This window comes from Amycolatopsis sp. NPDC003861 (assembly GCF_053605405.1).
This window is the reverse complement of the sequence record NZ_JBSGJD010000065.1, coordinates 1-25,224: the sequence shown is the minus strand read 5'-3', so window position 1 is coordinate 25,224 and position 25,224 is coordinate 1. Positions and strand designations below refer to the sequence as shown.

Here is a 25,224-nt window from a genome sequence, read left to right as displayed (position 1 = left end):
CCTGGTACGGGACAGGAGTGTGATCCGGTTCTCTCCGTCACCTTTTAGTGACCTGTGATGTGTATCACAAGACACATTGTGAACCGACCGTCGACGGTCCTCGTCGACGCTGCATCGAATTGAGCCGTGAAACTGATGCATATGGCCTATTAAGTGATTTTGCGCTACGCTCCGATGACCCTACGGTCCGCCAGTCAGGTGAGGTTGCGAGCTTTATGGAAGCAGCAGGAAGAGAAAGTCGCGGCCAGGTCGGCTACGCGTCGTCCGCAACTGCGGTCGACACCGACCCCGCGGCGGGGGACGACCTCGTCCCGCTGCTCTACAAAGACTTCCGCGCCACCCTGTTTGCGCAGGTCCTGGCCCTGACCAACCATGACCGGCAGTGGACCGAAGACGTGGTGCAGGAGACCATGATCCGGGCTTGGCAGCACTCCGCGACGCTCGAGCGCGAGCCCGGAATGCTGCGCGGATGGCTGCTCACGGTGGCCCGGCGGATCGTCATCGACGGCTGGAGGAATCGCCGCGTCCGCCCGCAGGAGGTCGCTCTGGAGATCCCGGAAAACGCCGAGTCCACAGACCGTACGGACAGCTCGTTAGCCGCGCTAACGATTACTCGGGCATTGCGGGAACTGGACGCCAAATATCAGTCGGTCATCTACGAGACGTATCTCGCGGGAAACACCGTTCGACAGGCGGCGGAAATTCTCGGAATTCCCGAGGGAACCGTCAAATCGCGGTTGTACACGGCGATGCGGCAATTGCGGAAAGCGCTCGGGGAAGTGACGATCCGATGAGCGGGCGGAAGGGGGACACCGCGGCCTACGGGCTCGGTGTCCACGACGATCCGGAAGAGTTCGAAGCCCACCTGCGGAACTGCGCCCGCTGCCGGCGCCGGGTCGCCGGGTTCACCCCGGTGGCCGGTGCGCTGGCCGAAGCGGTGCGGCTCGGCTACCTGCCGCCGGGCGACGGGGCGGCCCGGCGCCGGAAGTCGGCGGACTCGGCGGCCCGGCGGGGGCCCGCGGCCGGCCCGCTCCTGCTGCTTGCGCTCGGCGTGGCCGCAACGACTCTTGCGGGGGTCCGGGTGGCAGAGCCCCCGGCCCGCGGCGAAGCCGCGGATGTCACGACTCTTGCGGGGGTCCGGGTGGCAGAGCCCCCGGCCCGCGGCGAAGCCGCGTATGTCACCGCCCTCTGCGCGCACCGGCCGGTGGTCGGGAAGATCCGGTTCGCAAGCCCTGCGTCCATCGTCTCCCCTGGTCAGGTCGTCGCCGGTACCGGCCGCGCACCGCGGTCTCTCCCGTGGTCGGCCGGTTTCCAGTAGTCTGCCCCAACCCAACATGAAAGTCCTTACGGTGGATACCGAAGTAAATCCCGAGCACCCCGCCAGCGGGGCTTCGGTACCGAAGCGTCCCGCCCCGCGGCTCCCCGGCCGCGAGCCCGAGCTCGGCCGCCTGACCGGTCTCTTCCCGGTCGTCCTGGGCGGCGCGGCCGCCAACGCGGTGCTGGCCGGGGAGTTCGGCATGGGCAAGAGCGCCACCCTGCGGACCACCGCGGCGCTGGCCGCGGACGCGGGCTTCACCATCGCGACGGCCACCGGGTCGCGGCTGGAAAGCCACCTGGCCGGCGGGGTCGTCCGCCAGCTGGCCGACGCGCTCGAGGAGCCCGGCGCGCCCCCGCGCCCGCCCGTCGCCGAGCTGTGCGGGGCGGCCGGCGAGAGCGAAGCGCTCGACCTCTTCTTCCGGATCGTCCGCGACGCCACCGACCGCGGTCCGCTGTTCCTCGGCATCGACAACATCCACCTGGCCGACGCCTGGTCCATGCGGTGCCTGGCCTACCTCCGCAGCCGCGTGCTCGACCTGCCGGTGCTGGTCGTGCTGACGTCGGTCATCGGCTACCCGCAGCACCGCGAGGTCGCGCTGCTGGACATGGTGGGGAGCACGCCGCTCACCGTCACGCTGAACGGCCTCGGCGACGCGGCCGCGGCGGAGGTCCTCGGCCTCGCCCCCGGCGAGCTGGCCTCCGCCTGCCGCGAGGCGACCGGCGGCAACCCGGTGCTGCTGCAGGCGCTGCGGCCGCGGCTACTGCCCGGCGCGGACCCGCACGAGCTCGGCTCGTCGCTGATCGGGCAGGTGCTCACCACGCGGGTGCAGGAGTTCCCGCACGCGCCGGCCATCCTGCACGCGGCGGCGATCCTCGGCGAGGACGCCGGCTTCGACCTGCTGGCCCGGCTGGCCGGCGTCGACGAGCTCGACGCGCTGCAGGCGATCGACACCCTGGTCCGGCTGCACGTGCTGACCAACAGCGACCAGCCGACGCTGACCTACTCGTTCGTCCGCAACTCCCTGCTCAAGGACATGCCGCACACGACGCGGGCGGTCAACCACTCGCGGGCGGCGAAGCTGCTGACCGAGGCGGGGGCGCTGCCCGAGCGCGTGGCCGCCCACCTGCTGGAAGCGCCGTCGATCCGGATCCCGTGGGCGGTGGACGTGCTGCGGCTGAGCGCGCGCGACGCCGTGTTCTCCGGACGGCCCGAGCTGGCCGCGCGGCACCTGCGCCGGGCGCTGGAGGAGCGGCTGACGTCCGGGCGCCGGATGGCCGTGCTGCTGCAGCTCGCGCACGCGGAGTTCCAGTTCGACCCGCCCGCCGCGGCGAAGCGGGTGCGGGAGGCCGTCGACACGGTCGGCAACCGCGAGACGGCCGCGTACATCGCCACCGCGATGCTGCTGTCGCTGTGCGGCGGCCAGGACGCCCGGCTCGGGATCAGCGCGGCGGGCCAGATCGCGGCGCGGCTCGACGCGGGCGGCCCGGACGCGGTGTGGCCGCTGCTGTGCATGACCTACCTCGCCGAGGCCGGCAGCCGGCTCGGCCCGCCCCCGGAGTTCCGCGACTTCGAGGAGCAGTGGGCACCGCTGACCGACCCGGCGGCCCAGCGGAGCCGCTCGGCGCTGCTGGCGCTGGACGCGGTCCGCAGCGGCGAGTCGGCGCAGGACGCCATCGGCCACTTCGCCGACGCGCTGAGCCAAGCCGGGGCTCCGGCCCAGGCCGGCGCTGCCACCCGGGGAGTGGCGGGCGACGACGGCGACCTGTTCGAGCAGCACTACTTCTTCACGCTGGCCACGGCGGTGCTCGCGGACGAGCCGGCCCACGTCGACCGGCTGTGCCGGGTCCTCGACGTCGAGCGCGAGCCCTGGGACGTCCACGTGCCGCACGGCGCGCTCCCCACCCTGGCCCGCGGGATCGCCCTGCAGGCCAGCGGCGACCTGCAGCGCGCGAGCGTCCACTTCGAGTCGTTGCTGCGCCGCTTCGACGAACGCGGCGCGACGACGACGTGCCCGGTCGGCGTCCTGTGCGCGGCGAAACTCGTCGAATGCTGGGTGGACCTGGGCCGCTTCGAGGCGGCGACGTCCCTGCTGGACCGGATGGACTTCGTCGCCAGCCAGGGCCTGTTCACGCACACGTACCTGCTCTACGCGCGCGGCCGCCTGCGCGTCGCGACGGGGTACACGCGCTTCGGGTTCGAGGACCTGCTGAGCTGCGGCCGCCGCCTGGCGCACCACGGGATGCGGTTCCCGGGGTTCGTGCCGTGGCGGGCGCACGCGGCGCGCGCGGCGCTGGCGCTGGGCCAGACCGACGACGCGGCCCGTCTGGCCGAAGAGGACATCAACGCGTCGGCCCGGTGGGGCGCCGCGCGGCCGCTGGGGACGGCGTTGACGACGCTGGGGCTGGTCCGGGAGGACGATGAAGCCGAGCGGGCGTTGCAGAAGGCGATCACGACGTTGCGGTCGTCCCCGGCGCGGTTGCAGCTGGCGACGGCGTTGACGGAGCTGGGGACGCTGCAGGCCCGGCACGGTCAGTCGGAAAAGGCGATCGAGACGCTGCGGCAGGCGGTGGAGCTGAGCGAGCAGTGCGGGGCGCGGCCGCTGGCCCGCCGGGCGGCGGAGGAGCTGCGCTCGGCGCGGCGGGCGCTGACGCCGGCGAAGGACAACGAGCACGGGCTGACCCGGCAGGAGAACCGGATCGCGGTGATGGCGGCGCAGGGGCTGACGAACCGCGAGATCGCGACGGCGTTGCACCTGACGCGGCGGACGGTGGAGCTGCACCTGTCCGGGGCGTACCGGAAGCTGGGGATCCCCGGGCGGGCGGAGCTCGGTGGCGCGCTGGCGAAGTCTTCCCAGCGGGTGGACGGCCGCTGACGCGGCTTTCGGTCAGGTCGCGAGTCCGAGGCCCAGCCAGAGCGCGACGGTGGCCGCGGCCAGGCACAGCGGGGTCGTGAGCGCCCCGAGGACGTGGAACGTCTTGAAGGAGGGCGGCTTCGGGAGCGTCCGGCGCCAGAGCAGGGTCGCCAGGGAGCCGAGGTAACTCGCGTTGGGGCCGATGTTGACGCCGAGCAGCACCGCCAGCAGCACACCCGGCGCCGGGTGCGGGCCCAGCACCGACAGCAGGATCAGCGTGGCGGGCAGGTTGTTGACCAGATTGGCCAGCAGCGCGGCCACCCCGGCGGCGACCAGGAGGTCGACCAGGCCGGTGGACGTCGGCAGGACGTCCCGGAGGACGCCGCCGAGGACGTGCTCCGACACGGCCTCGACCACGACGGCCAGGCCGAGCACGAACAGGCACAGCTGCGGCGCGGCCTCGGTGACCAGCTGCCACGGCCGGATCCTGCCCTGCGCGAGCGCGCGCACGCCGAGGACGAGGGCGGCCAGCGCGGCGATCCAGCCGGGTTCGACGTGCCCGAGCTGCCCGACGGCGAACCCGGCGAGCGTCAGCCCGAGGACGACGAGCGAGAAGGTCGGCGTCTCCAGGTGCTGCCGCGGTTCGGGCGTCTCCCGCGGCCGCAGGTCGGCCTCGAAGAACCAGAGGAAGACGAGCAGTTCGAGGCCGATGGTGACCAGCCACGGCAGGGCCATCAGCGCGGTGAACCCGGCGAAGGTCAGCCCGGACGCGGCGAAGGCGAGCAGGTTGGTCAGGTTGGAGACGGGCAGCAGCGTCGACGCCGAGTTGGCCAGGTGCGCGCAGGCGTAGACGTGCGGCCGCGCGGGCAGTTCGAGGCTGGTGGCGGTGGCGAGGACGACGGGGGTGAGCAGCACGACGGTGGCGTCCAGGCTGAGAATCGCGGTGACCCCGGCGGCGGCGGCGAAGGTGAGCACGAGCAGCCGCCGCGGCCGGCCGTGGCACGCCTCGGCGAGCCGGTTGCCGAGCCAGGCGAAGACGCCGTCGACACTGGCCAAAAAGGACAAAAGCAGGATAGCGGCCAGAAACCCCAGCGTGGGCAGGATTTCCACCGCCCGCTCCCCCGCGGCGGCGGGGTGCACCAGGCCGAGAAGAAGGGCAACCCCGGCGGCGGGAACGGCGGCAACGGCTTCGGGCCACCCCCGCGGCCGCACGATGGCGAAGACGAGCACACCGGCGAGGAGCAGCAGGCTGGCCGCGCCCGCGAGGAGATTCACGCGTTCACGCTAACCGCGGCCCGATTTCGTCGGTGCCACCGGGTAGCGTGGAACCGGGGGGCGCCCCCGCGAGCCGGGGTCCGAAGTGGACTGGCCGGCCGGCCCCGCGCGGCCTGGAGCGAGCCCTCGAGCGGGCTCGATGGGGCATGACGCGTGCCTGGCGGGGCATCACGGGTGATCAGCGGGGCATCACGTGGGACCGGACGCGTAACTCGCGTGTTTGAGGCCGGAACTCGCGTGCTTGAGGCCGTAACTCGCGTGTTTGAAGCCGGAACTCGCGTGTTTGAGGCCGTAACTCGCGAGTTCCGGGCTCGGTCACGCGAGTTGCGGGCTCGGTCACGCGAGTTACGGGCTCGATCACGCGAGTTCCGGGCTCGGTCACGCGAGTTACGGGCTCGATCACGCGAGTTCCGGGCTCGGTCACGTCGGGGCCGGGCTTGACCCGCCGGGTCCGGCTGGAGGCGGGCCGGGGCTGGGGGTGAGGAAGCGTGGGGTCAGCTGGGCATGGTGATTGTCTGGCCTGGCTTCATCGTTGCGCCGCAGTCGTCGAGGGGGCCGCCGAAGCGGTCGGCCGCCACGGCCGGGATCGTCTTCGCCGCGTAGTCCTGGGCCGCCTTCAGCTTGGCCGGGTCCGTCACCGCGTCTCGGCGGACCCAGTCTCCGTTGCGCAGGCCCTCGATCGGCGAGGAATAGATCAGCACGTAGTCGCGGTCGAGGCGCGGGTCCAGCGCGATGCCGTTGCCCGCCGCCCAGGGGCCCCACGAGTGGATGAACGTCGGCTTGACCGTGTCGAACACGTAGTTGCGCAGGCCCGCCAGGTCGTTGTCGTGGACCAGGTCCGCGATCGGCTTGTTGACCAGCCCCGCCATGTCGACCAGCTCGAGCCGGCTGGTCATCGACGAACCGCCCAGGTCCGGCAGCAGCAGCGACGCCTTCTGCAGGCCCAGGATGTCCGCGTACGTGTTGAAGCCGCGGCCGAAGCGGTCGGCCACCAGGCACGCCGTGATGTTCGGGTTCTTCGCGAACTTGTCCGCCGCGGCCGCGAACCCGACCGCCGACGGGACGAACGCGCCCACCAGCACCACGACGATCCCCGCGCGCAGCAGCACCTGCCGGTGGCGCAGCAGTTCACCGGCCGACAGCGTGCCCGCGATGACCGCCAGCGCCCAGATCGGGCTGGCGAACCGGTGCTGGTACATCCAGTCGGCGACCATCACGCCGTACGCGACGATCCCCAGTCCCAGCGGCACCAGCAGCGCGATCAGCGACCGCCGCCACGGGGCCTTGACCAGCGCGAACACGATCACCAGCGCCAACGCGACGACACCGGCCCAGCCCGCGTAGCCGACCAGCTCGAACGGCCGCTTGACCGCGTCGAAGCCGGGCAGGCCCTGCTGCTTCGCCACCGACGGGTTGGCCAGCAGCCGCCCGAATTCCGCGTGGCGCCAGACGACGTACGCGCCGAACGGCACCGCGAACGCCGCCACCGACAGCAGGGCGAGCCGGAAGCTCTTCCAGAACAGCCCCGAGCGCAGCAGGAACAGCGCCGCCAGGGGGTACGCGCCCGCGTAGATCAGGCCTTCCGGGCGGGTCAGCGCGGCGAACGCCACCAGGACCCCGGCCCAGAGCGCGACCTTGGGGGTCAGGAGCCGGTCCTTGCGCACCGCGACGAACAGCGTCACGCCGAGGGTGACCACCGCGAACGCGAACAGCGAGTTCTCCAGGCCGGACACGACCCAGATGACGTACGACGGGATCGTCGCCAGCGTCAGGCCCGCGATCAGCGTCGCCAGCCAGGCGAAGCGCGTGAAGATCTGCTTCGCGGCGATGTGGCAGGCCGTCAGGACGCCGCCGGTGAACAGCAGGCCCAGCGCCTTCGGGTACAGCACGTAGTCCGGGATGCCGAAGATCGCGCCGTGGTCGAACAGGCCGACGACCTTGCCCAGGCCGAGCAGCACCATCCACGTCGGGTCGGAGAAGCCCTCGACCGGCGGCGCGCCCGGCTGCAGCACGGGGCCGAGGCCGTCGGCGAAGCTGCGGGCGTAGGAGAAGGTGATGGCGGCGTCGTCGACGATCCAATGGCCGTACCGGGTGGCGTGCACGGCCACGGCCGCGACGCCGGCGAGCACGGCCAGCACCGGCGCCAGGCGCGCGCCCCAGCCGCGGGTGGCCGTGGTGGTGGCCGGGTCCTCGGGGACGTCGCTCGGGGAGGTCTCGGTGAGTGCGCTAGCCGTCATGTCCTCGTCACTGTTCCGCCCGCAGGCTTCTGCCGGTGGGATACGCGCGAGCTGGCGCCCCCTGACTGGGTCGATCTTCGAGACCCGCCACCGCGGCGACGCGGTCGAGACACTGTAGCCAATACCCCATCCGGGGTCCGCCACGCGTCGGTGTTGAGCGTGATCCACCCCACATTTTCGCCGGTCAGGCCAGGTGCGAGGTGTCGTTGGCGAGGCGGACCGAAGCGTTCCCGTCCGGGTAGAACTCGACGATCGACAGGGACGCCAGGTCCAGGTGCAGCCGGAACAGCAGCTGCGGGCCGGCGTCGAGGCCCATCCGCAGCAGCGTCTTGATCGGCGTCACGTGGCTGACCAGCACCAACGTCTTCCCGCCGTGCTCGGCGATGAGCTCGTCGCGGGCCTTGCGGACCCGCCGGTGGACGACGTCGAAGCTCTCCCCGCCGGGCGGCGGCACCGAGCTGTCGCCGAGCCAGGAGCGGTGCAGCTCGGGGTCGCGGTCGGCCGCTTCGGCGAAGGTCAGGCCCTCCCACTCGCCGAAGTCGGTCTCGATCAAGCCGGGGTGGGTCTCGACGCGGCCGCCGAGCGCGTCGGCGACGGCCTGCGCGGTCTGCTTCGTGCGGGTCAGCGGCGAGGAGACGATCGGGACGGCCTCGCCGTCGACGACCAGGCCCTCGGTCGCGGCCAGCCGCTTCGCCGCCGCGGCCGCCTGCGCCCGGCCCAGCTCGGTCAGCGGGACGTCGCCGCGGCCGGAGTAGCGGCGCAGCGCCGACATCTCGGTCTGGCCGTGCCGGAGCAGCAGTAGCCGGGTGGGGGTGCCTTTCGCGCCGGTCCACGCCACCGTCGCGCGGTCCGGCTTGCGGGTCGGGAGCTGGGGCTTGGCGGCGGTTCCGGGGCGCCCCGCGGCGGGCTTGCCGGTCGCCGCGTCCATGGCCTCGTTGGCCAGGCGGTCGGCGTGGGAGTTCTGCGCGCGCGGGATCCACTCGTACTTGACGCGAGAGAAGGCCGCGGCCAGCTCCTTGGCCCGCTCCGCGAGCGGCTGCATGTCCGGGTGCTTGATCTTCCAGCGCCCGGACATCTGCTCGACCACGAGCTTCGAGTCCATCCGGACGTCCACAGTGGACGCACCGAGCTCGGCCGCCGCGGCCAGGCCGGCGATCAGGCCGTTGTACTCGGCGACGTTGTTGGTGACCACGCCGAGGCTTTCCTTGCGCTCGGCGAGGACTTCGCCGTCGGCGTCGCGAACCACCGCGCCGTACCCGGCCGGCCCGGGGTTGCCGCGGGAGCCGCCGTCGGCCTCGACGATGACGTGCGAGGTCACAGACCCGACTCCAAGGTCCGGACCAGGATCGCGCCGCAGTTCTCGCACTGGATGACTTCGTCCTCCGGCGCGGCCTTGATCTCGCTGACCGTGTTGCGGTCCAGCTCCAGCTGGCAGGCGCCGCAGCGGCGGGCCCGCAGCAGCGCCGCCCCGATGCCCTTGTGCTCGCGGACGCGCTCGTACAGCTTGAGCAGCGGCTCCGGGAAGCGCGGCACGAGCTTCTCGCGGTCTTCGGCGCGGCGCGCGCGGGTGGTGTCGAGGTCCTTGAACGCCTCGTCACGGCGGGCGATCGCGGCGGCGACCTCGGCTTCGGCCTTGTCGACCTCGGCGCCGGTGCGCTGCGCGTCCAGGCCGAGGGCCTCGCGCTGCTCCATCAGCTCCAGCAGGTCGTCCTCCAGCGCGCTCTGGCGGCGCTCCAGCGACTGCAGCTCGTGCTCGATGTCGGTCATCTGCTTCGCGTTCACCGTGCCGGAGGCCAGGAGCTTGCGGTCGCGGTCCTCGCGGGCGCGCACCGACTCGATCTCCTTCTCCTGCCGGGCGATCTCGCGGTCGAGGTCGGAGGCGGCGGTCTCCACCGACACGAGCGCGTCGCGGCGCTCGCGGACGGTCTTCTCTCCCGCGTCGATCTCGGCCAGCTCGGGCAGGGTGCGACGGCGGTGCGCGGTGCGCGAGAGCTCGGCGTCCACCTTGGCGAGCTCGAGCAACTGGCGCTGCACGGCGGGTTCGGCCTTCACGGTGCTCCTCTTAGATCGATGTGCGCTCGGCGCGGACGTTCCACGGGTCGGTGCGCCGCGTGGAGACGTGAACGTCGACGTTACCCGCAAAGGCGTCGGCCACGAGCGCCGAGGCTTGCCCGCACCAGGGCCATTCGCTGGCCCAGTGGGTCAGCCCGACCAGCGCGGGCACCGGGCCGCGGCCGGCGAGGTGCTCGCCGGCGGGGTGATGCCGCAGGTCGGCGGTGACGAAGGCGTCGACACCGGCCTCGGTGGCCTGCTTGAGGTAGGAGTCCCCGGCCCCGCCGGAGACGGCGACGGTGCGGATCGGCCGGTCGGCGTCGCCCGCGCCGAGCACGCCGGGCACGGTCGCCGGGAGGGCGTCCGCGACGCGCTGGACGAACACCGCGAACGGCTCCGGCTCGGGCAGCTCGCCGATCCGGCCGATGCCGGTGACGCCGTCGGCCTTCGGCTCCAGGGGGCCGGTGACGCGGAGGCCGATCGCCTGCGCGAGGGCGTCCGAGACGCCGGGGTCGGCGGAGTCGGCGTTGGTGTGCGCGCAGTAGAGGGCGATGCCTTCGCGGATCATCCGGTGGACGAGCGCGCCCTTGGCGGTGTCGGCCGGGACGCCGTGCACCCCGCGCAGCAGCAGCGGGTGGTGCGCGACGATCAGCTGCGCGCCGAGCTCGACGGCTTCGTCGACGGTCTCGGCGACGGGGTCGACGCAGAACAGCACGCGGCGCACGGGTTCGGCGGGATCGCCGCAGACGAGGCCGACGGCGTCCCACGACTCGGCGAGCTCGGGCGGGTAGGCCCGTTCCAGCACGGAGATGACTTCGGAAAGGGCGGGCACGCGGTGATTTTCGCATGTAGCGTTCCGGGCCATGCGCCTTCGGTCCCTGCTCGTCACGGTGACGGCGGTCCTCGCCGCGTCGCCGCTCTTCGCGGCCCCGGCATCGGCTTCGGTGCCGTCGTTGTGGCGGCTGACGGACCTGGCGGCCCAGCGGGTCGCGATCGCCGACCAGGTGGCGGCGGCCAAGTACGGGACGCCGTCGCCGATCGACGACCCGGTGCGGGAGCAGCAGATCTACGACTCGGTGGCGTCGCGCGCCCCGGGTCTCGGCCTCGACCCGGCGGACGCGGTGCGGTTCTTCCGCGCCCAGATCGAGGCGAACAAGCTGGTGCAGCGCGGCCTCTACGCGCGTTGGGACGCGCACCCGTCGGAAGTCCCTTCGCCGCGGCCGGACCTTTCGCGGATCCGCCCGGTGATCGACGGGCTCAACACGGGGCTGCTGACGGAACTGGCGGCGACGGTGCCGGTGCGGGCCGCGCGGACGTGCCCGCTGCAGCAACTGGTGACGGCGGACGTGGTGGACGTCTTCCACCGGTTCGACGCGCTGCACGTGCGGGCGCTCGCCGAGGCGACGTCGGCGACCTGCACGGCGGGGTAGGGCGCCCCGGCGGCGTCAGGGCCGCCGCGGCGCCGGGTGGGGTCAGTTGCAGTTGCCGCAGCAGCCACAGCCCTGACCGGTGCACTTCGAGCAGCACCCGTGCATGATCGCTCTCCTTCCGGTTCGCGTCCTCGCCCGATCGACGCTAAGTGGGCGCCATCGGCCGCGGATACCGCCGAGCGGGCGGGTGACCGGGTGAACCCGGTGGTTACGCACGGGCCTCGCGGCCCGGGCGGGGTCGGCCGGTGGTTACGCTCGGGGCGTGCCGCACATCGTCTTCGTCTGCTCCGGCAACATCTGCCGCTCTCCGATGGCCGAGCTGGTGTTCCGGGCCGGGCTCGACGAGGCCGGGCTCGGGGACGCCGTGCACGTCACCAGTGCCGGCACCGGTCCGTGGCACGCCGGGGAGCCCGCCGACAAGCGGGCCCGCGCGACGCTCAAGGCGCACGGCTACCCCACCTCCCACGTCGCGTCCGAGGTGTCCGACGAGGACCTCGCCGCCGACCTGCTGCTGGCCGCGGACGAGGGGCACCTCGAGTTCCTGCGCGCGCGGGTCGACGACCCGGGCAAGGTGCGGCTGCTGCGGTCGTTCGACCCGTCGGCCCCCGAGGGCGCCGAGGTCCCGGACCCCTACTACGGCGGCGACGACGGCTTCGAAGACGTTCTCGGCATGGTCGAGCGCACGGTCCCCGGGTTGCTGGACTGGGTCCGCACCCATGCGTGATCGGCGTCGCAGGCGCGCGGTGTCCTGATCCACTCGGCCGGCGGGACCGCCACCGTGACCGTGGGTGGGCGGACCGCCGGAGTCACCGCGCTCGTGCCGGAACCTCGTCCTGGCCCGGCTGGACGCACCCGTCTTCACCGTCGCCCCGGGCGCCGGGGTGATCACGGACGTCTGCGTCGCCGGGAACCCGAGGCGGCAGTGGCGGCTGGACCGCTGACGCCGGGTTCGCCCCGCCCGGGTGGTTCGTCCGGCCTCCGTCACCGGTGACGGAGGTCGGCGGGCGGCCCGGGCGGGGCACGGCCTACCGTGGTGGGGTGCGGTTGCGGTTCCTGCTGAAGCCCGGGTGGCTGGCTCTGACGGCGGTGGTGTTCACCTTCGCCATCTGCTGCTTCACCCTGCTCTCGCCGTGGCAGTTCAGCCGCAACACCGAGCGGGAGCAGCAGAACGCCGCGCTGGAGACGTCGTTCACCGCCGCGCCGGTGCCGCTCGCGCAGCTGCTGCCGCCGGGGAGCGTGCCCGGTCAGCACACCGAATGGCACCTCGTCTCGATCACCGGCCAGTACCTGCCGGACAAGGAAGTCATCGCGCGGCTGCGGACGGTCCAGGGCGAAGGCGCCTTCGAAGTCTTGACGCCGATGCGGACCACCGACGGCACGGTCGTGCTGATCGACCGCGGGTACGTCCGGCTGGACAGCAAGTCGGCCGCGCTGCCGTTCGCGCCGCCGCCGGCCGGGACCGTCTCCGTGACCGCCCGGGTGCGGGCCGACGAGACCGACCCCAAGAACCGCGCCGCCTTCGCCGACGCCTCCACCGGCGGACGGCTGCAGAGCTACGTCGTCGACTCGCGGGTCGTCGCGCGGGCGGGCGGGCTCGACATCCGGCCGGGGTACTTCCAGCTCGACGTCGGCCAGCCCGGGGTGCTCGGCGCGCTGCCGCTGCCGCAGACGGACTCGGGACCGTTCCTGTCGTACGCGCTGCAGTGGATCGCCTTCGGCGCGATGGCGCTGCTCGGCTGGCTGTACTTCACCGTGCGCGAGTTGAAGCCGGGCGGGGCGCTGGACACCTCCGCCGCGGCGCCGGCGCGGCGGAAGTCCGTCGCGGAGATCCTCGCCGAGGACGAACTCGCCGAAAGTGGCCATCAGAAGTAGGCCGGAAATGGCCCTGTGGTGAGGCCACTTGCGGTGGTGATACTCGGGTCATGCTGATCCACCCGTGGGATGCGCCGTCCGGCTCCGAGTGGCGGGAGTGGCTGGCCGCGCACGACTTCGGCCAGCTGATCGCCGGCGGCCGCGGCCGGGACCTGCCCGTGGTGACGCCGGCGCACTTCGCGTTCGACGGCGAAGGCACGATCGTCACGCACCTGGCCCGGCCGAACCCGATCTGGCCGCTGCTGGAGGAGCACCCGCGAGCGCTGCTGACGGTGCTCGGCGACTACACGTACATCCGCGCGGACTGGAACACGACCGGGGACCCGGCTCTCGGCGTCCCGACGTCGTACTACGCGACGGTGCAGCTCGAAGGGGACGTCCGGCTGGTCGACGACCCGGCGGCGAAGGCGGCACTGCTCGACGAGCAGTTGCGGCACTTCGAGCCGGACGGCGCCCGGGCCCCGGTGAGCGCGGACCGGGACGCCCCGGACCGGCGGTTGCTGCCGGGGATCCGCGGGATCGAGTTGACGATCACCGGCGTCCGGGCGAAGTTCAAGTTCGGCGGCAACAAGACGGCCGAGGACCGCGAGCGGATCGGGGCCCGGCTGGCCGCGCGGGGCGGACCGCTGGACGACGAAGCCCGGGCCCAGTTGCGGCGGCGGGGCTGAGTCAGCGGCGCCTGAAGCCCACCAGAACGGCGACCACCACCGAAGTCGCCCCCGCGAGCCAGCCCACCACCCGTGACAGCTCCACCGCGCGCGTCACGTGCCCCGCGTCGGGGTTGCGGCCCACGCCCAGCACCGGCAGCTCCAGCACCCCGTGCGGGTACACCGTCCGCCCGCCGACGCGGATCTCCAGCGCTCCGGCGAACGCCGCCTCGACGCGACCGGCGTTCGGGCTCGGGTGGGCGATCGTGTCGCGGCGCCAGGCCCGCCACGCGCCGCCGGCCGAGCCGCCGACCACCGGGGCCGCCAGCACCGTCAGCCCCGCCGCCACGCGGGTCGGGACCAGGTGGACCAGCTCGTCGGCCCGGTCCACCGCCCAGTGCCCGCGCCGGCCGACGCGGGACCGGCGCAGCAAGCTCACCGCCCGCGCGCCCAGCAGCCCCGGCACGCCCGCCAGCGCGCCCCACACCAGCGGAGCCACCACCGCGTCCGACGTGTTCTCCGCCAGCGTCTCCACCGACGCCCGGGACAGCGCGATCGCGCCCAAGCCGTCCGCCACCCGGGGGTCCAGTTCGGACAGCGTGGCCCGGGCCGGTTCGAAGCGGCACTCCTCCAGGTCGCGGGCCAGTTCCGTGCCCTGCTGGGCCAGGCCCGCCGCGCCGAGGACCGCCCAGGTCGTCACCGCGGTCGCCGTGGCCTGCACCAAGGGGCGGCCGCGGCTCGCCCGCTCCAGCGCCGCCCCGCACGCGACCAGCACGCCCGCGACCACGACCGCCGGCCGGCGCGGGAGACGCCGGAACGCCGTCACCGGCAGGCGGCGGCGGGGGTCGCCGAGGGCGCCGTCGGCCGCCACGCCCAACACCAGTCCGATCGCGCGCGCCGCGCTCACCCGTGCCCCCCGGCGGAAGAAAGTCCAGTTCCCACCGGAGGCTACTCGGCCTCGGCCGGCCCCTCCGCCACCAGGGCAGCGATCTCGTCCCGGGCTTGGACGACGATGTCGCGCATCGCCCGCTCCGCCCGGTCCGCGTCCCCCGCCGCCACCGCCGCGGCCACCTCGACGTGCAGCGCCACCGCCTCGGGCTGCGGCTCCGGCGGCATCAGGCCGTGCCCGGTCCGCCCGGTGAGCACCTCCGCGACGACGTCCGACAGCTGCCCGAACATCGGGTTGCGGGACGCGGCGAGCAGCAGGTCGTGGAAGGCGATGTCGAAGCCGAGGAACGCCGAGAGGTCGCGGGCGCGGGCCGTCCGCGCCAGCCGCTCCCCCAGCGCGCCCAGCCGGCCGCGCTCCTCGGGCGTCGCGCGCAGGGCCGCGTACCGCGCCGCGCACGGCTCGATCGCCGACCGGAGCTCGTTCAGCGTGGCCAGCGCCGCCGGGCGGGCCGGCCCGTCGAGCTGCCAGCGGATCAGCCGCGGGTCGTAGTGGTTCCACTCCGCCGGCTCCCGGACGATCACGCCGACCCGGCGCTTGCTGGTGGTCAGCTGCATCGTCTCCAGCACGCGGACGACTTCGCGGGCGACGGTCCGCGAAGCGCCGAAGCGTTCTTGAAGGTCTTCCGAGCGCAGCACGCTGCCCGGCTCAAGGGAACCGTTCGCGATCGCCGCACCGAGGGCGTCCAGGACCTGCTCATGCCTCACCCCCGGCAACTTAGCCGTCTGATTCGATTAAGTAGTACTTCATCTTGAATAAGTAGTACTTTTGAGTTTCACTCACCTGGGCACAACGAAGTGGGAGGTGCGGATGACCGTCATCGTGGTGATGGGGGTGTCAGGCTCCGGGAAGACGACGATCGGCACGGCACTCGCCGAGGCCCTGGGCGTCGAGTACGCGGAAGCGGACACGTTCCATCCGAAGGCCAACATCGAGAAGATGACCGCCGGCACGCCGCTGACGGACGAGGACCGCGCGCCCTGGCTCGAAGCCATCGCCGGCTGGATCCGCGAGCACCAGGCCACCGGCGGCGTCGTGACGTCCTCCGCGCTCAAGCGCCGGTACCGGGACGTCCTGCGCACCGGCGGCGACGTCTGGTTCGCCCACCTGCAGGTCGACCGCGCGCGGCTGGCCGAGCGGATGAAGACCCGGAAGGGCCACTTCATGCCGGTGTCGCTGCTGGACTCGCAGCTCGCCGACCTCGAACCGCTCCAGCCGGACGAGGCCGGCGTCGTCCTCGACAACTCCAGCGGCACCCCGGAAGAGATCACCGAAGCCGCGCTGACCGCCTTCCGGGAGCACGCGTGAACGCCGTCCTCGCCGCCGGCTGGACCGGCCACGACACCCGCCTGATCATCGCGACGGTCGTCGCGATCGCCGTCATCGTCGTGCTGATCACGAAGGTGAAGCTGCACCCGTTCCTGTCGCTGACGATCGGGTCGCTCGCGCTCGGCCTCATCGCCGGGCTGCCGATCACCAAGGTGATCGAGACCTTCAGCAAAGGCGTCGGCAGCACGGTCGCCTCCGTCGGCATCCTGATCGCCCTTGGCGCGATGCTCGGCAAGCTGCTGGCCGACTCCGGCGGCGCCGACCAGATCGTCGACACCGTGCTCGGCAAGGCCCGCGGGGCCGCGCTGCCGTGGGCGATGGCCCTGGTCGCCGCCCTGATCGGGTTGCCGATGTTCTTCGAGATCGGCCTGGTCATGCTGATTCCGGTGGTGCTGCTGGCGGTCAAGCGCACCGGGAAACCTCTGATGCTGCTGGGCATTCCCGCCGTCGCCGGGCTTTCCGTGCTGCACGGCCTGGTCCCGCCGCACCCCGGCCCGCTCGCCGCGGCCGGCGCGCTGAACGCGAACGTCGGCGTCACGCTGGCGTTCGGCCTGCTCGTCGGCATCCCGACGCTGGTCGTCGCGGGCCCGCTGTTCGGCAAGGTCGCGGCCCGGCTGGTGCCGGACGCCGTCGCCCCCGAGCGGCTGATCCCCGAACGCGCCGACACGGACAAGCCGCGGCCGAGCTTCGCCGCGACGCTCACGACGGTGCTGCTGCCGGTCGTGCTGATGCTGGCGAAAGCGCTCTCGGACATCCTGCTGGCCAAGGACAACCAGGCGCGCAAGGTCTTCGACTTCGTCGGCGACCCGCTGATCGCGCTGCTCGCGGCGGTCCTGGTCGGCATGGTGCTGCTCGGCCGCCCGGCCGGGCTCGGCCGCGAAAAGCTGTCCACTGTGGTCGGTGACTCGCTCGGCCCGATCGCCGGCATCATCCTGATCGTCGGCGCGGGCGGCGGCTTCAAGCAGACCCTGGTCGACGCCGGCGTCGGCGACGTCATCACCGGCCTGGCCAAGGACGCGAACCTGTCCCCGCTGCTGCTCGGCTGGCTGGTCGCGGTGGCGATCCGCCTGGCGACGGGCTCGGCCACGGTCGCCACCGTCTCGGCGGCGGGCATCGTGGCCCCGCTGGCGGCGACGATGGACCCGTCGCAGAGCGCGCTGCTGGTCCTCGCGATCGGCGCCGGGTCGCTGTTCTTCTCGCACGTCAACGACGCCGGGTTCTGGCTGGTCAAGGAGTACTTCGGGCTCTCGGTCGGGCAGACGCTGAAGAGCTGGTCGGTGATGGAGACGCTGATCTCGGTGGTCGCGATCGCGCTGATCCTGCCGCTGTCGCTGGTCGTCTAGCCGTGGTGACCATGGCCGCCACCCACCGCGGGTGGCGGCCTTTTTCACTCGTTGACATGTGACCTTTTGGTCACCTATTCTCGCTGACGTGCCCGACGACGACCTGGTGTTCAAGGCGCTGGCGGATCCCACCCGCCGGTTCCTGCTCGACCTGCTCTTCGAGCGTGACGGCCGCACGCTCACCGAGCTGGAGACCCAGGTGGAGATGACCCGCTTCGGCGTCATGAAGCACCTGAAGCTCCTTGAAGAAGCCGGGCTCGTCGTCGCCAGGAAGGAAGGCCGCGAGAAGCGGCACTTCCTCAACCCCGTCCCGATCCGCCAGATCCACGACCGGTGGATCGACAAGTACACCGAGCGCCGGGTCACCGCGCTCCTCGACCTCAAGAACGAGCTGGAAGGCGAAGAACCATGACGAACACCGTGCAGGTCCACCGCGTCTACATCAAGGCCACCCCGGAGCGCATCTGGGAGGCCATCACCAAGCCCGAGTGGACGCGGAAGTACGGCTACACCGGCCTCGCCGACTTCGACCTCAAGGCCGGCGGTAAGCACCGGACCCGGCCGACGCAGGAGTTCGTCGACGCCGGGTTCACCGGCGACCTCGTCGACGGCGAGGTCGTCGAAGTCGACCCGCCGCGCAAGCTCGTCATCACCTGGAAGCTGCTGATGAGCCCCGAGCTCGCCGAAGAGCCCTACACGACCCTCACCTACGACATCGAAGAGACGAAGACCGCGGGCACCCGGCTCACCGTCACCCACGACGTCACCGGCGCGCCGAACACGGCCGCCCTGGTAGGCGGGCAGATGGAGGACGTCGACGCCGGGCCGGGCGAGAACGCCGGTGGCGGCTGGGCCTGGGTGCTCTCGGACCTCAAGTCGCTGCTGGAGACCGGCGAGGTCCTGGTCCCGGCGCCGTAAGGGGGTCTGGCGGAGCCTGTCCCGCGCCGCTTCGGGACAGGCTCCACCAGAGTCTTCAGACGCGCTGGGTCGCCGCCTTCAGGGCCGCCTTCGCGGCCTCGGGCGCCCCCAGCGTGTCGAGTCCGAACAAGGCCGCGCCCACCACGGGGTTGACGTCGACGACCCGGACCACCGCGCGCGGCGCCACCTTCAGGCACCGCTTCTCGATCTCCGCGATCACCGGCGTGCCGACGCCGGTCAGGACGCCGCCGCCGAGGACGATCTCCGGGGCGTCCTCGGTCAGGTCCAGCTCGCGGAGGATCACCGCCGCGAACACGCTGACCTCTTCGACGAATCGCGTCACGATGTCCTGCGCGACCTCGTCGCCGGCCGCCGCGACTTCGAACAGCAGCGGGCAGAGGCCGTGGATCGACGCCGGGTCGATCTCCTCGAAGTGCAGGCCCTGCACGACGTCCAGCAGCGTCGGCTTCCCGAAGTAGGCCGCCACCGCCGGCCTCAGCGAGGTCCGCGGGCCGCGGCCGTCCTCGGCGCGCACGGCCCACCACAGGGCCTCCTCGCCGAGCCGGTAGCCGCCGCCCCAGTCGCCGGAAATCTTGCCCAGCGCGGGAAAGCGGTGCACGCGGCCGTCGGGGCCGACGCCGGCGCCGTTGATCCCGGCGCCGCAGACGACCGCGACGCCCACCCCCGCACTGCCCGCCCGGAGCAGCGCGAGGGTGTCGTTGCCGACGGTCAGCGTGTCGCTCCAGCCGCGCGCCGCCAGGGCCGCGTGCAGCACCTCTTCTTCCCGGGGGAAGTCGAGGCCCGCCAGGTACGCCGAGGTGTGCACCGCGGACGGCCTCCCGTCGAACGCGGGATACGCCTCGAGCACCAGTTCTTCCAGCGCCGCCACACAGCCGGCGACGCCGATGTTCTGCGGCGACGCGCCGGGGCCGCGTGCGGATCCCAGCACGACACCGTCTTGCGAGATCACCAGGACCTCGGTCTTGCTGTTGCCGCCGTCGATCGCGATGATGGCAGGCTTCATCCGCGTGCCCAGGGCAGGTACTCGCGGTTGATCTGCACGAGCGAATCGGCGAGCGTGTCGGCCTTCGAGTACTGCCCGACCAGCGGGTGTGCCAGCAGGGCGTCGGCCACGCGGTCGCGGCCACCCTTCAGCGCCGCCTCCAGCGCGAGGAACTCATACGCCGTGGTCGCCGCGATCAGGCCGGAGAAGTTCGGCTCGACCGGCGGCTGCGGGATCGGCGCAGCACCCTTTGAGTCCACAGTGGATCGAACCTCGATGACGGCGTCGTCCGGCAGGAACGGGAAGGTGCCCTCGTTGCGGACGTTCACCACGTGCTCCTCGGCCGGGCCGCCCGCGGTCAGCGCGTGCACCAGCTGCACGGCGGCCTCCGAGTAGTACGCGCCGCCGCGCTTCTCGAGGGACTCCGGCTTGGTGTTCTGCTCCGGGTCGAGGTAGATCTTCAACAGCTCTTCCTCGACATCGGAGACGACGTCGGCGCGCGGGCGTTCGGTGCGCTGCTTGGTGACCTGCTCGTCGTGCGCGTAGAAGTACTTCAGGTAGTACGACGGCACGACGTTCAGCCGCCGCAGCCACTTCTGGGGCACGCTGACCTCGGTGGACAGGTAGTCCAGGTGGTGCTCCAGCAGCTCGGGCAGCCGGTCGACGCCGTCGACGAGCGCGCCGCGCTCCCAGCTCAGGTGGTTGAGGCCGGTGTGGACGAGCTTGACGTCGTCCGCGCCGACGCCCAGGAGCCGGCCGAACTGCCGCTGCAGGTTGATCGCGACGTTGCACAGGCCGACCGCGCGGTGCCCCTCGTTGAGCAGGGCCCGCGTGACGATGCCGACCGGGTTGGTGAAGTTGACGATCCACGTGTCGTCGCCGGCGATCTTGCGGACGCGGTCGGCGATGTCCAGCACCACCGGCACCGTGCGCAGCGCCTTCGCCAGCCCGCCCGCGCCGGTCGTCTCCTGGCCGACGCAGCCGCAGGCGTGCGGGAACGTCTCGTCCGAGCGCCGCGCCCGCTGCCCGCCGACGCGCAGCTGGATCAGCACGGCGGAAGCGCCGTCGACGCCCTCTTCGAGCGACTGCGTGGTCTTGACCCGCGCGGGGTGCCCGGCGTGGTCGAGCAGGCGCTGGCTGAACCCGCCGACGGCCTCGACGCGGTAGGCGTCCGGGTCGACCAGCACGATCTCGTCGACGTCCAAAGTGGACCGGCGGCCGGCGATCCCGTCGATCAGTTCCGGCGTGTAGGTGGACCCGCCACCGACGACTGCCAGCTTCATCCCTTGACCCCCGTGAATGTGATGCCCTTGACGAACGACTTCTGCGCGAAGATGAACAGCACGATCACCGGCGCCATGATCAGCGCGGTGGCCGCCATCGTCATGTTCCACTCGACGTGGTGCATGCCGCGGAAGGACGCGATGGCCAGCGAAAGCGGCCAGTGGTCCTGGTTCTCGCCGGTGTAGAGCAGCGGCCCGAAGTAGTCGTTCCAGGTGAACAGGAAGCAGAACATGGCGGTGGCCGCGATCCCGGGCTTGGCCATCGGGATGAGCACGCGGTACATCGCCTGGAACTCGTTGCAGCCGTCGATCTTCGCCGCTTCGAGGTAGTCCTTCGGAATGGTGAGGAAGAACTGGCGGAGCAGGAAGATCGAGAAGGCGTCGAAGAAGAAGTACGGCACGATCAGCGGAACGAGCGTGCCGGTGAGGCCCATCCGCACCCACAGGTCGTACAGCGGCACGACGGTGACCTGCGGCGGCAGCAGCATCGCCGCCACGGTCAGCATGAAGAACAGGTTCTGCCCGCGCCACTTGAGCTTCGCCAGCGCGTAGGCCGCCGGAATCGCCGAAAGCAGCGCACCCGCGGTGGCCAGCGCCGAATACAGCAGGCTGTTGCCGAAGTATTCGAGCAGCGGCGCTTTCTGGAACACCTTGACGAAGTTCTCGAAGTGCCATTCGCTCGGCCACAGGCTCGCCGTCATCGCCTGGTCGCTCTTCATCACCGCGGTGAGGAAGACGAACAGCAGCGGCAGCATGAAGATCACGCCGAGCGCGATCCCGATCGCGTGGGTGGCGACGAAGGACAGCCGCTTGTCCCAGGTGCGCTTGAACCGCACGCGCGGCGGCACGGACACCGGCGGCTTGCGCGCGGTGTCGGACAGCGTGATCATGCCCCCTCCTCCTGGTGCTGGGACTTCCGCAGCTGCCGCACGAGGATCCAGGTGAACCCGGAGCTCACGATGAACAGCAGGACGGCCATCGCGGCCGCGTAACCCATGTTGAAGTAGCGGAAACCCTGTACGTACAGCCAGATCGGGTAGGTCAGCGTCGAGTTCTGCGGTGCCCCGATGAGCTTCGAGTTGCCGGCGACGTCCGCGGTACCCGCGCTCGCCGAGGCCGCCACGATCGCCTGGGTGAAGAACTGCAGCGCGTAGATGATCGAGTTGACCACGCCGAACAGCAGCACGGGCGAGATCGACGGCAGCGTGACGTGCCAGAACCGGCGGATCGGGCCGGCGCCGTCGAGCTCGGCGGCCTCGTACTGCTCGGTCGGGACGTCCAGCAGCGCGGCCAGGATGATGATCATCAGCTCGCCGGAGCCCCACAGCGCGAGCAGCGTCAGCGCGGGCTTCGACATCGCCGGGCTGTTGAACCACAGGCCGCCGTCGATGCCGACGAGCCGCAGGAACCGGTTGACCGGGCCGAACTCCGGGTTGAACACGAAGACGAACGCCAGCGTCGCCGCCGCGGGCGGGGCGAGGGTCGGCAGGTAGCACAGGGTGCGGACCAGCCCGACACCCGACTTGAGCCGCGAGATCACCGAGGCGATGCCGAGGGAGAACACCACCCGGCAGACCGTCAGGACGACCACCAGCCACAGCGTGTTGTACGCGGCCGTGCCCACCAGGGGCTCGGTGGTGAACATCCGGATGTAGTTGTCGAAGCCGATGAACTGCGGCGGGTTGATCAGGTCGTAGCGGGTGAAGGAGTAGTAGACCGTGGCGATCAGCGGGTAGCCGAAGAAGATCAGGAACCCGAGGAACGCCGGGGCCATGAAGAACAGGACGGTCCGGCGGCGCTTGGCCCGGCGGGCCCCCGCCCGCGCCTTGCTCGGCGCGGACGGGGAACCCTGGGGTTTGACCGGGACGGCGGTGGAGGTCATCCGCCCGCGCCCTTCTGCTTGAGCTCGTCGTCGATCTGGGCGTCGACCTTCGCCAGGCCCGCGGTCAGGTCGGGCACCGAGCCGGCCTGCCACTTCTCGGCGAAGTCGTTGACCGCCTTGAGGTGCGCGTCGCCGATCGGGGTGGTCTGGTTGGCGACCAGCTTGCCGCTGTCGTAGATGTCGAGGAACGTCTTGAACTGCGGCTGCAGGTCCAGCTTCGGCGAGGTCAGCGACGCCTTGGTGCTGGGCACGTTCTTCAGGCCGTTGGCCATGTCCACCAGGGTGTCGGTGTCCAGGGTGACCTGCTTGATGAGCTCCCACGCGGCACCGGGGTTCTTGGCGCCCTTGGGGATCGCGATGATCGTGCCGGTGGTGAAGCCACCGCCGTAGTGGTCGGCCATGCTGTCCAGCACCGGCGCGGGCGCGGTGGCGTAGTTGACGTTCGGCGCCTGGTCCTTGAGGAACGCCGTGCGGAACTCGCCGTCGTAGATCATCGCCAGCTTGCCCTTGTGGAAGCCGTTGTCGGCGGAGTACTCGTCACCGAGGCCGGCCTTGAACTGCTCGACCTTGTCGTGCCCGCCCAGGAAGTCGATCATCTTCTTCTGGAACTCGAACATCGCCTTCCAGCCGGGGTTGCTGGCGAGGTCGGACTTGCCGTCCGGGCCGAGGAACGGCGCGCCGAAGTTCGGCGCCCAGTATTGGGCCTGGTTGGCGTAGAACGGCATCGAGGGCAGGAAGCCGGCGACCTTGATCGAGCCGTCCGGGTTGAACTCGGTGAGCTTCTTGGCGTCCTCGAACCACTCCGTGGTCGTCTTCGGCGGCGAGGTGATGCCCTTCGCCGCGAACATGTCCTTGTTGTAGTAGAGCCCGTAGACGTCGGCGAGCATCGGCATCGCGCACCGCTTGCCCTGGTACTCGGTGTAGTTGCGGACCGCTTCGGGGATCTGGTTCAGGTCGATCTTGTCGCGGTCGATGTAGGGCTTGAGGTCCTGGAAGCTGCCGGTGGAGCACCAGGCGCCGAGGTTGTCGGTGTAGAAGGAGATCGCGACGTCGGGCGGGTTGCCGCCGCGGATCGACTGGGTGAGCTTGTCGTCGTCCTGGTTGCCCTCGTGCTTGATCTCGATGTTCGGGAACTTCGCCTTGAGCTTGTTCAGGCCCGCGGTGACCACGCCGTACTCGCGGTCGGTGAACTTGGAGTACACGGTGAGCGTGAGCTTGTCGTCCTTGCCGGGCGCGGCGGCCGCGTCACCCCCGCTCGGGGCGGCGGCGCCGGAACAGGCGCTGGTCAGCAAGACGGACGCCGCGGCGGCGGCCACCAGCAGGGCGCCACGGCGGGTCCGGGTGGTCGGGGGCATGGCCCTCCTCCTCATCGGTTGGGGCTACTCGGTCGGGGACGGGTGCTGTCGCCCTCGGGCCGGCGCGACCCGAGGAGCGTGGGGGTGACGACGCCGAAGACGTCCTCACGGGTGGTGGCGAGCGCCGACTGGAGGGCGCCCGCGCGAACGGCGTTGCCCTGCACGGAAGCGCAGCCGACGGGCGTGCGCGGCAGGACGAGTTCGTGCAGCTTGTCCTGCACGAGCGCGGCGAACTCCTCGCCGCCGGCCCGGCTGGTGTCGCCGCAGAGGAGGACGAGCTGCGGATCGGCGACGGCGACGAGGTTGGCGACGCCACCGGCGACCCTCCTGGCGAGATCGTGCCGGAAGGGGTGGTCCGGTCCGGTCTTCGCGACGGCGTCCCAGGCGGTGTCGGCCTGGATGCCGTGGGCGGCGGCGAGCCGGCAGATGGCGGGCGAGTCGACCAGGTTGCCGAACCGGGCGCCGGCCGCGGGCCAGACGTCGCCGGTGTCCACGGTGGCCGGATCGGGTACCCGCATCCAGTCGATTTCGCCGCCCCCGCCGGTGGCTCCGCGCAGCAGCCGCCGTCCGATGACGACGGCACCGCCGACGCCTTCGGACAGCCAGACCATGACGAAGTCGTCGACGTCCTGCGCCATCCCGACAGTCATCTCCTCGACGGCGACCAGGTTGACGTCGTTCTCGATGAGCACGTCGACGCCGAGTTCGTCGGACAGTTTCTGCGGGACGTCGAAGCCGAGCCAGCCGGGGATGTGCGGCGCGGAGGAGAGCAGGCCGGTCCGCGGATCGAACGCCCCCTGCGCGCCGATCACCACGTGGGCCAGGTCTTCGCGCTTGATCCCGGCTTCTTCGGCGACCCTCTGGAGGGCCTCGCCGAAGGTCCCGACGACGTCGGCACCCGCGTGCACGGGCAGCGGCGTCCGGTGTTCGGCGAGCACGATCCCGGCGACATCGGCGACGACGAAGTCGGCAACGTGCGGCGTCAGATCGACGGCGGCGACGAAGGCGAGGCTCCCGTTGGCCGCCCAGAGCTGGGCGCGGGGCCCCCGGCCGCCGCCCCGCACACCGGCTTTGGTGACGAGGGTGTCCTGCTCGAGCCGGGTGAGCAGCTGGGCGGTGGCGGGTTTGGAGAGGCCGATGGCGAGCTCGAGTTCGGCCCGCGTGAGCGGCCCCTCCCGCAGGAGGACCTCGATGGCGGCGCGATCGTTGATCTCGCGCAGCATCCGCGGGCTACCGGCTCGCACTCGTTCCTCCGGACTTAATTAGGATACTTTACAGACGGTTTCCGGGGACTGTAGTGAGCCGGGGCACAGCCGTCAACGGTCTCGCGAAACGGGGAGATAACGCTTGGAGGCGCGTTGGGCCAGGCGGACGCCGTACCGGTGAACGAGTTACGCCGAACCGGCCGGACCCGGCCAAAGGTTCGCGGTCGCCTCAAGCGCCCCAATGTGGCGTTGGTTGCGCTCAACGCACCCAATGTGGC

The 25,224-nt window shown here is 71.6% G+C and carries 25 protein-coding genes; 12 read left to right on the top strand and 13 right to left on the bottom strand.

The genetic code is table 11. The features are described from left to right. The first annotated feature begins 215 nt into the window (after positions 1 to 215). Genes ACWEVN_RS18360 through ACWEVN_RS18350 form a run of 3 tightly spaced genes read left to right on the top strand, consistent with a single transcriptional unit; the run spans position 216 to position 4,190 of the window. On the top strand, positions 216 to 794 hold the full coding sequence (locus ACWEVN_RS18360) for a sigma-70 family RNA polymerase sigma factor (protein WP_449686774.1): 579 nt from the start codon (positions 216 to 218) through the stop codon (positions 792 to 794). Then, the gene (locus ACWEVN_RS18355; protein ID WP_452052016.1) at positions 791 to 1,318 is read left to right on the top strand and encodes a hypothetical protein; all 528 of its coding nucleotides are present in this window, start codon (positions 791 to 793) and stop codon (positions 1,316 to 1,318) included. The genes ACWEVN_RS18360 and ACWEVN_RS18355 overlap by 4 nt, the downstream gene beginning before the upstream one ends. A gap of 31 nt (positions 1,319 to 1,349) precedes the next feature. Further along, positions 1,350 to 4,190 carry an AAA family ATPase gene (locus ACWEVN_RS18350; protein ID WP_449687567.1) on the top strand — a complete coding sequence of 947 codons (2,841 nt, stop codon included), beginning with the start codon at positions 1,350 to 1,352 and terminating at the stop codon, positions 4,188 to 4,190. A 12-nt stretch (positions 4,191 to 4,202) separates the two neighbouring features. Here ACWEVN_RS18350 and ACWEVN_RS18345 read toward each other — a convergent pair whose 3' ends face one another. The 5 genes from ACWEVN_RS18345 to ACWEVN_RS18325 all read right to left on the bottom strand — a co-directional run bounded on the left by ACWEVN_RS18345 (position 4,203) and on the right by ACWEVN_RS18325 (position 10,565). Continuing rightward, complete coding sequence (locus ACWEVN_RS18345; protein ID WP_452052015.1) at positions 4,203 to 5,444, bottom strand: SLC13 family permease; 1,242 nt, start codon at positions 5,442 to 5,444, stop codon at positions 4,203 to 4,205. Positions 5,445 to 5,938: 494 nt separating this feature from the next. Then, positions 5,939 to 7,681: a hypothetical protein gene (locus tag ACWEVN_RS18340; protein WP_449687565.1), complete on the bottom strand. Its 1,743-nt coding sequence runs from the start codon at positions 7,679 to 7,681 to the stop codon at positions 5,939 to 5,941. A 184-nt stretch (positions 7,682 to 7,865) separates the two neighbouring features. Next, complete coding sequence (locus ACWEVN_RS18335; RefSeq protein WP_449687564.1) at positions 7,866 to 8,999, bottom strand: bifunctional RNase H/acid phosphatase; 1,134 nt, start codon at positions 8,997 to 8,999, stop codon at positions 7,866 to 7,868. Beyond that, positions 8,996 to 9,733, bottom strand: a complete 738-nt coding sequence (locus ACWEVN_RS18330; RefSeq protein WP_310970690.1) for a zinc ribbon domain-containing protein — start codon at positions 9,731 to 9,733, stop codon at positions 8,996 to 8,998. The genes ACWEVN_RS18335 and ACWEVN_RS18330 overlap by 4 nt, the downstream gene beginning before the upstream one ends. Before the next feature lie 10 nt (positions 9,734 to 9,743). Further along, positions 9,744 to 10,565, bottom strand: a complete 822-nt coding sequence (locus ACWEVN_RS18325) for a Nif3-like dinuclear metal center hexameric protein (RefSeq protein ID WP_449687563.1) — start codon at positions 10,563 to 10,565, stop codon at positions 9,744 to 9,746. Between the two features lie 31 nt (positions 10,566 to 10,596). On the opposite strand from ACWEVN_RS18325, the gene ACWEVN_RS18320 reads away from it, so the two are divergent. The 5 genes from ACWEVN_RS18320 (at position 10,597) to ACWEVN_RS18300 (ending at position 13,703) form a co-directional block, all read left to right on the top strand. Next, positions 10,597 to 11,163 (top strand): chorismate mutase, encoded by a 567-nt coding sequence (locus tag ACWEVN_RS18320; RefSeq protein ID WP_449687562.1) that lies wholly within the window; start codon positions 10,597 to 10,599, stop codon positions 11,161 to 11,163. Between the two features lie 262 nt (positions 11,164 to 11,425). Next, positions 11,426 to 11,887, top strand: coding sequence for a low molecular weight protein-tyrosine-phosphatase (locus ACWEVN_RS18315; protein WP_452052014.1), 462 nt, complete (start codon positions 11,426 to 11,428; stop codon positions 11,885 to 11,887). Positions 11,888 to 11,951: 64 nt separating this feature from the next. Next, positions 11,952 to 12,104, top strand: a complete 153-nt coding sequence (locus tag ACWEVN_RS18310; RefSeq protein ID WP_452052013.1) for a hypothetical protein — start codon at positions 11,952 to 11,954, stop codon at positions 12,102 to 12,104. 97 nt (positions 12,105 to 12,201) lie between these two features. Further along, the gene (locus tag ACWEVN_RS18305; protein WP_449687559.1) at positions 12,202 to 13,035 is read left to right on the top strand and encodes an SURF1 family cytochrome oxidase biogenesis protein; all 834 of its coding nucleotides are present in this window, start codon (positions 12,202 to 12,204) and stop codon (positions 13,033 to 13,035) included. 50 nt (positions 13,036 to 13,085) lie between these two features. Continuing rightward, the gene (locus tag ACWEVN_RS18300) at positions 13,086 to 13,703 is read left to right on the top strand and encodes an FMN-binding negative transcriptional regulator (protein ID WP_452052012.1); all 618 of its coding nucleotides are present in this window, start codon (positions 13,086 to 13,088) and stop codon (positions 13,701 to 13,703) included. Position 13,704: 1 nt separating this feature from the next. Here ACWEVN_RS18300 and ACWEVN_RS18295 read toward each other — a convergent pair whose 3' ends face one another. Together ACWEVN_RS18295 and ACWEVN_RS18290 are read right to left on the bottom strand one after the other, a co-directional pair. After that, on the bottom strand, positions 13,705 to 14,589 hold the full coding sequence (locus ACWEVN_RS18295) for a cobalamin biosynthesis protein CobD/CbiB (protein ID WP_452052011.1): 885 nt from the start codon (positions 14,587 to 14,589) through the stop codon (positions 13,705 to 13,707). A 41-nt stretch (positions 14,590 to 14,630) separates the two neighbouring features. Then, complete coding sequence (locus tag ACWEVN_RS18290; RefSeq protein ID WP_452052010.1) at positions 14,631 to 15,335, bottom strand: FadR/GntR family transcriptional regulator; 705 nt, start codon at positions 15,333 to 15,335, stop codon at positions 14,631 to 14,633. Positions 15,336 to 15,438: 103 nt separating this feature from the next. Between ACWEVN_RS18290 and ACWEVN_RS18285 the strand changes: the two genes are divergently transcribed. From ACWEVN_RS18285 to ACWEVN_RS18270, 4 genes are all read left to right on the top strand, one after another. Continuing rightward, positions 15,439 to 15,936, top strand: coding sequence for a gluconokinase (locus ACWEVN_RS18285; protein ID WP_452052009.1), 498 nt, complete (start codon positions 15,439 to 15,441; stop codon positions 15,934 to 15,936). After that, positions 15,933 to 17,300, top strand: coding sequence for a GntT/GntP/DsdX family permease (locus ACWEVN_RS18280; RefSeq protein ID WP_452052008.1), 1,368 nt, complete (start codon positions 15,933 to 15,935; stop codon positions 17,298 to 17,300). Before ACWEVN_RS18285 ends, ACWEVN_RS18280 begins: the two co-directional genes overlap by 4 nt. A gap of 88 nt (positions 17,301 to 17,388) precedes the next feature. Further along, positions 17,389 to 17,712, top strand: a complete 324-nt coding sequence (locus ACWEVN_RS18275; protein WP_103340579.1) for an ArsR/SmtB family transcription factor — start codon at positions 17,389 to 17,391, stop codon at positions 17,710 to 17,712. After that, positions 17,709 to 18,218, top strand: a complete 510-nt coding sequence (locus tag ACWEVN_RS18270; RefSeq protein WP_452052007.1) for an SRPBCC domain-containing protein — start codon at positions 17,709 to 17,711, stop codon at positions 18,216 to 18,218. The genes ACWEVN_RS18275 and ACWEVN_RS18270 overlap by 4 nt, the downstream gene beginning before the upstream one ends. 55 nt (positions 18,219 to 18,273) lie before the next feature. On the opposite strand, the gene ACWEVN_RS18265 is transcribed toward ACWEVN_RS18270, so the two are convergent. From ACWEVN_RS18265 to ACWEVN_RS18240, 6 genes are read right to left on the bottom strand one after another with little or no spacing between them, the layout of a single operon-like run. Then, a complete protein-coding gene (locus ACWEVN_RS18265) occupies positions 18,274 to 19,242 on the bottom strand; it encodes an N-acetylglucosamine kinase (protein ID WP_449687551.1) in 969 nt (322 codons plus the stop codon). Continuing rightward, positions 19,239 to 20,504 carry a 6-phospho-beta-glucosidase gene (locus ACWEVN_RS18260; RefSeq protein ID WP_452052006.1) on the bottom strand — a complete coding sequence of 422 codons (1,266 nt, stop codon included), beginning with the start codon at positions 20,502 to 20,504 and terminating at the stop codon, positions 19,239 to 19,241. The genes ACWEVN_RS18265 and ACWEVN_RS18260 overlap by 4 nt, the downstream gene beginning before the upstream one ends. After that, positions 20,501 to 21,394 (bottom strand): carbohydrate ABC transporter permease, encoded by an 894-nt coding sequence (locus ACWEVN_RS18255; RefSeq protein WP_449687548.1) that lies wholly within the window; start codon positions 21,392 to 21,394, stop codon positions 20,501 to 20,503. Before ACWEVN_RS18255 ends, ACWEVN_RS18260 begins: the two co-directional genes overlap by 4 nt. Continuing rightward, entirely contained in the window at positions 21,391 to 22,386 is a 996-nt protein-coding gene (locus ACWEVN_RS18250; RefSeq protein WP_449687547.1) for a carbohydrate ABC transporter permease, read from the bottom strand. Before ACWEVN_RS18250 ends, ACWEVN_RS18255 begins: the two co-directional genes overlap by 4 nt. Further along, on the bottom strand, positions 22,383 to 23,741 hold the full coding sequence (locus tag ACWEVN_RS18245) for an extracellular solute-binding protein (protein WP_452052005.1): 1,359 nt from the start codon (positions 23,739 to 23,741) through the stop codon (positions 22,383 to 22,385). Before ACWEVN_RS18245 ends, ACWEVN_RS18250 begins: the two co-directional genes overlap by 4 nt. An 11-nt stretch (positions 23,742 to 23,752) precedes the next feature. Further along, entirely contained in the window at positions 23,753 to 24,964 is a 1,212-nt protein-coding gene (locus ACWEVN_RS18240; protein WP_452052022.1) for an ROK family transcriptional regulator, read from the bottom strand. Between the last annotated feature and the right edge of the window lie 260 nt (positions 24,965 to 25,224).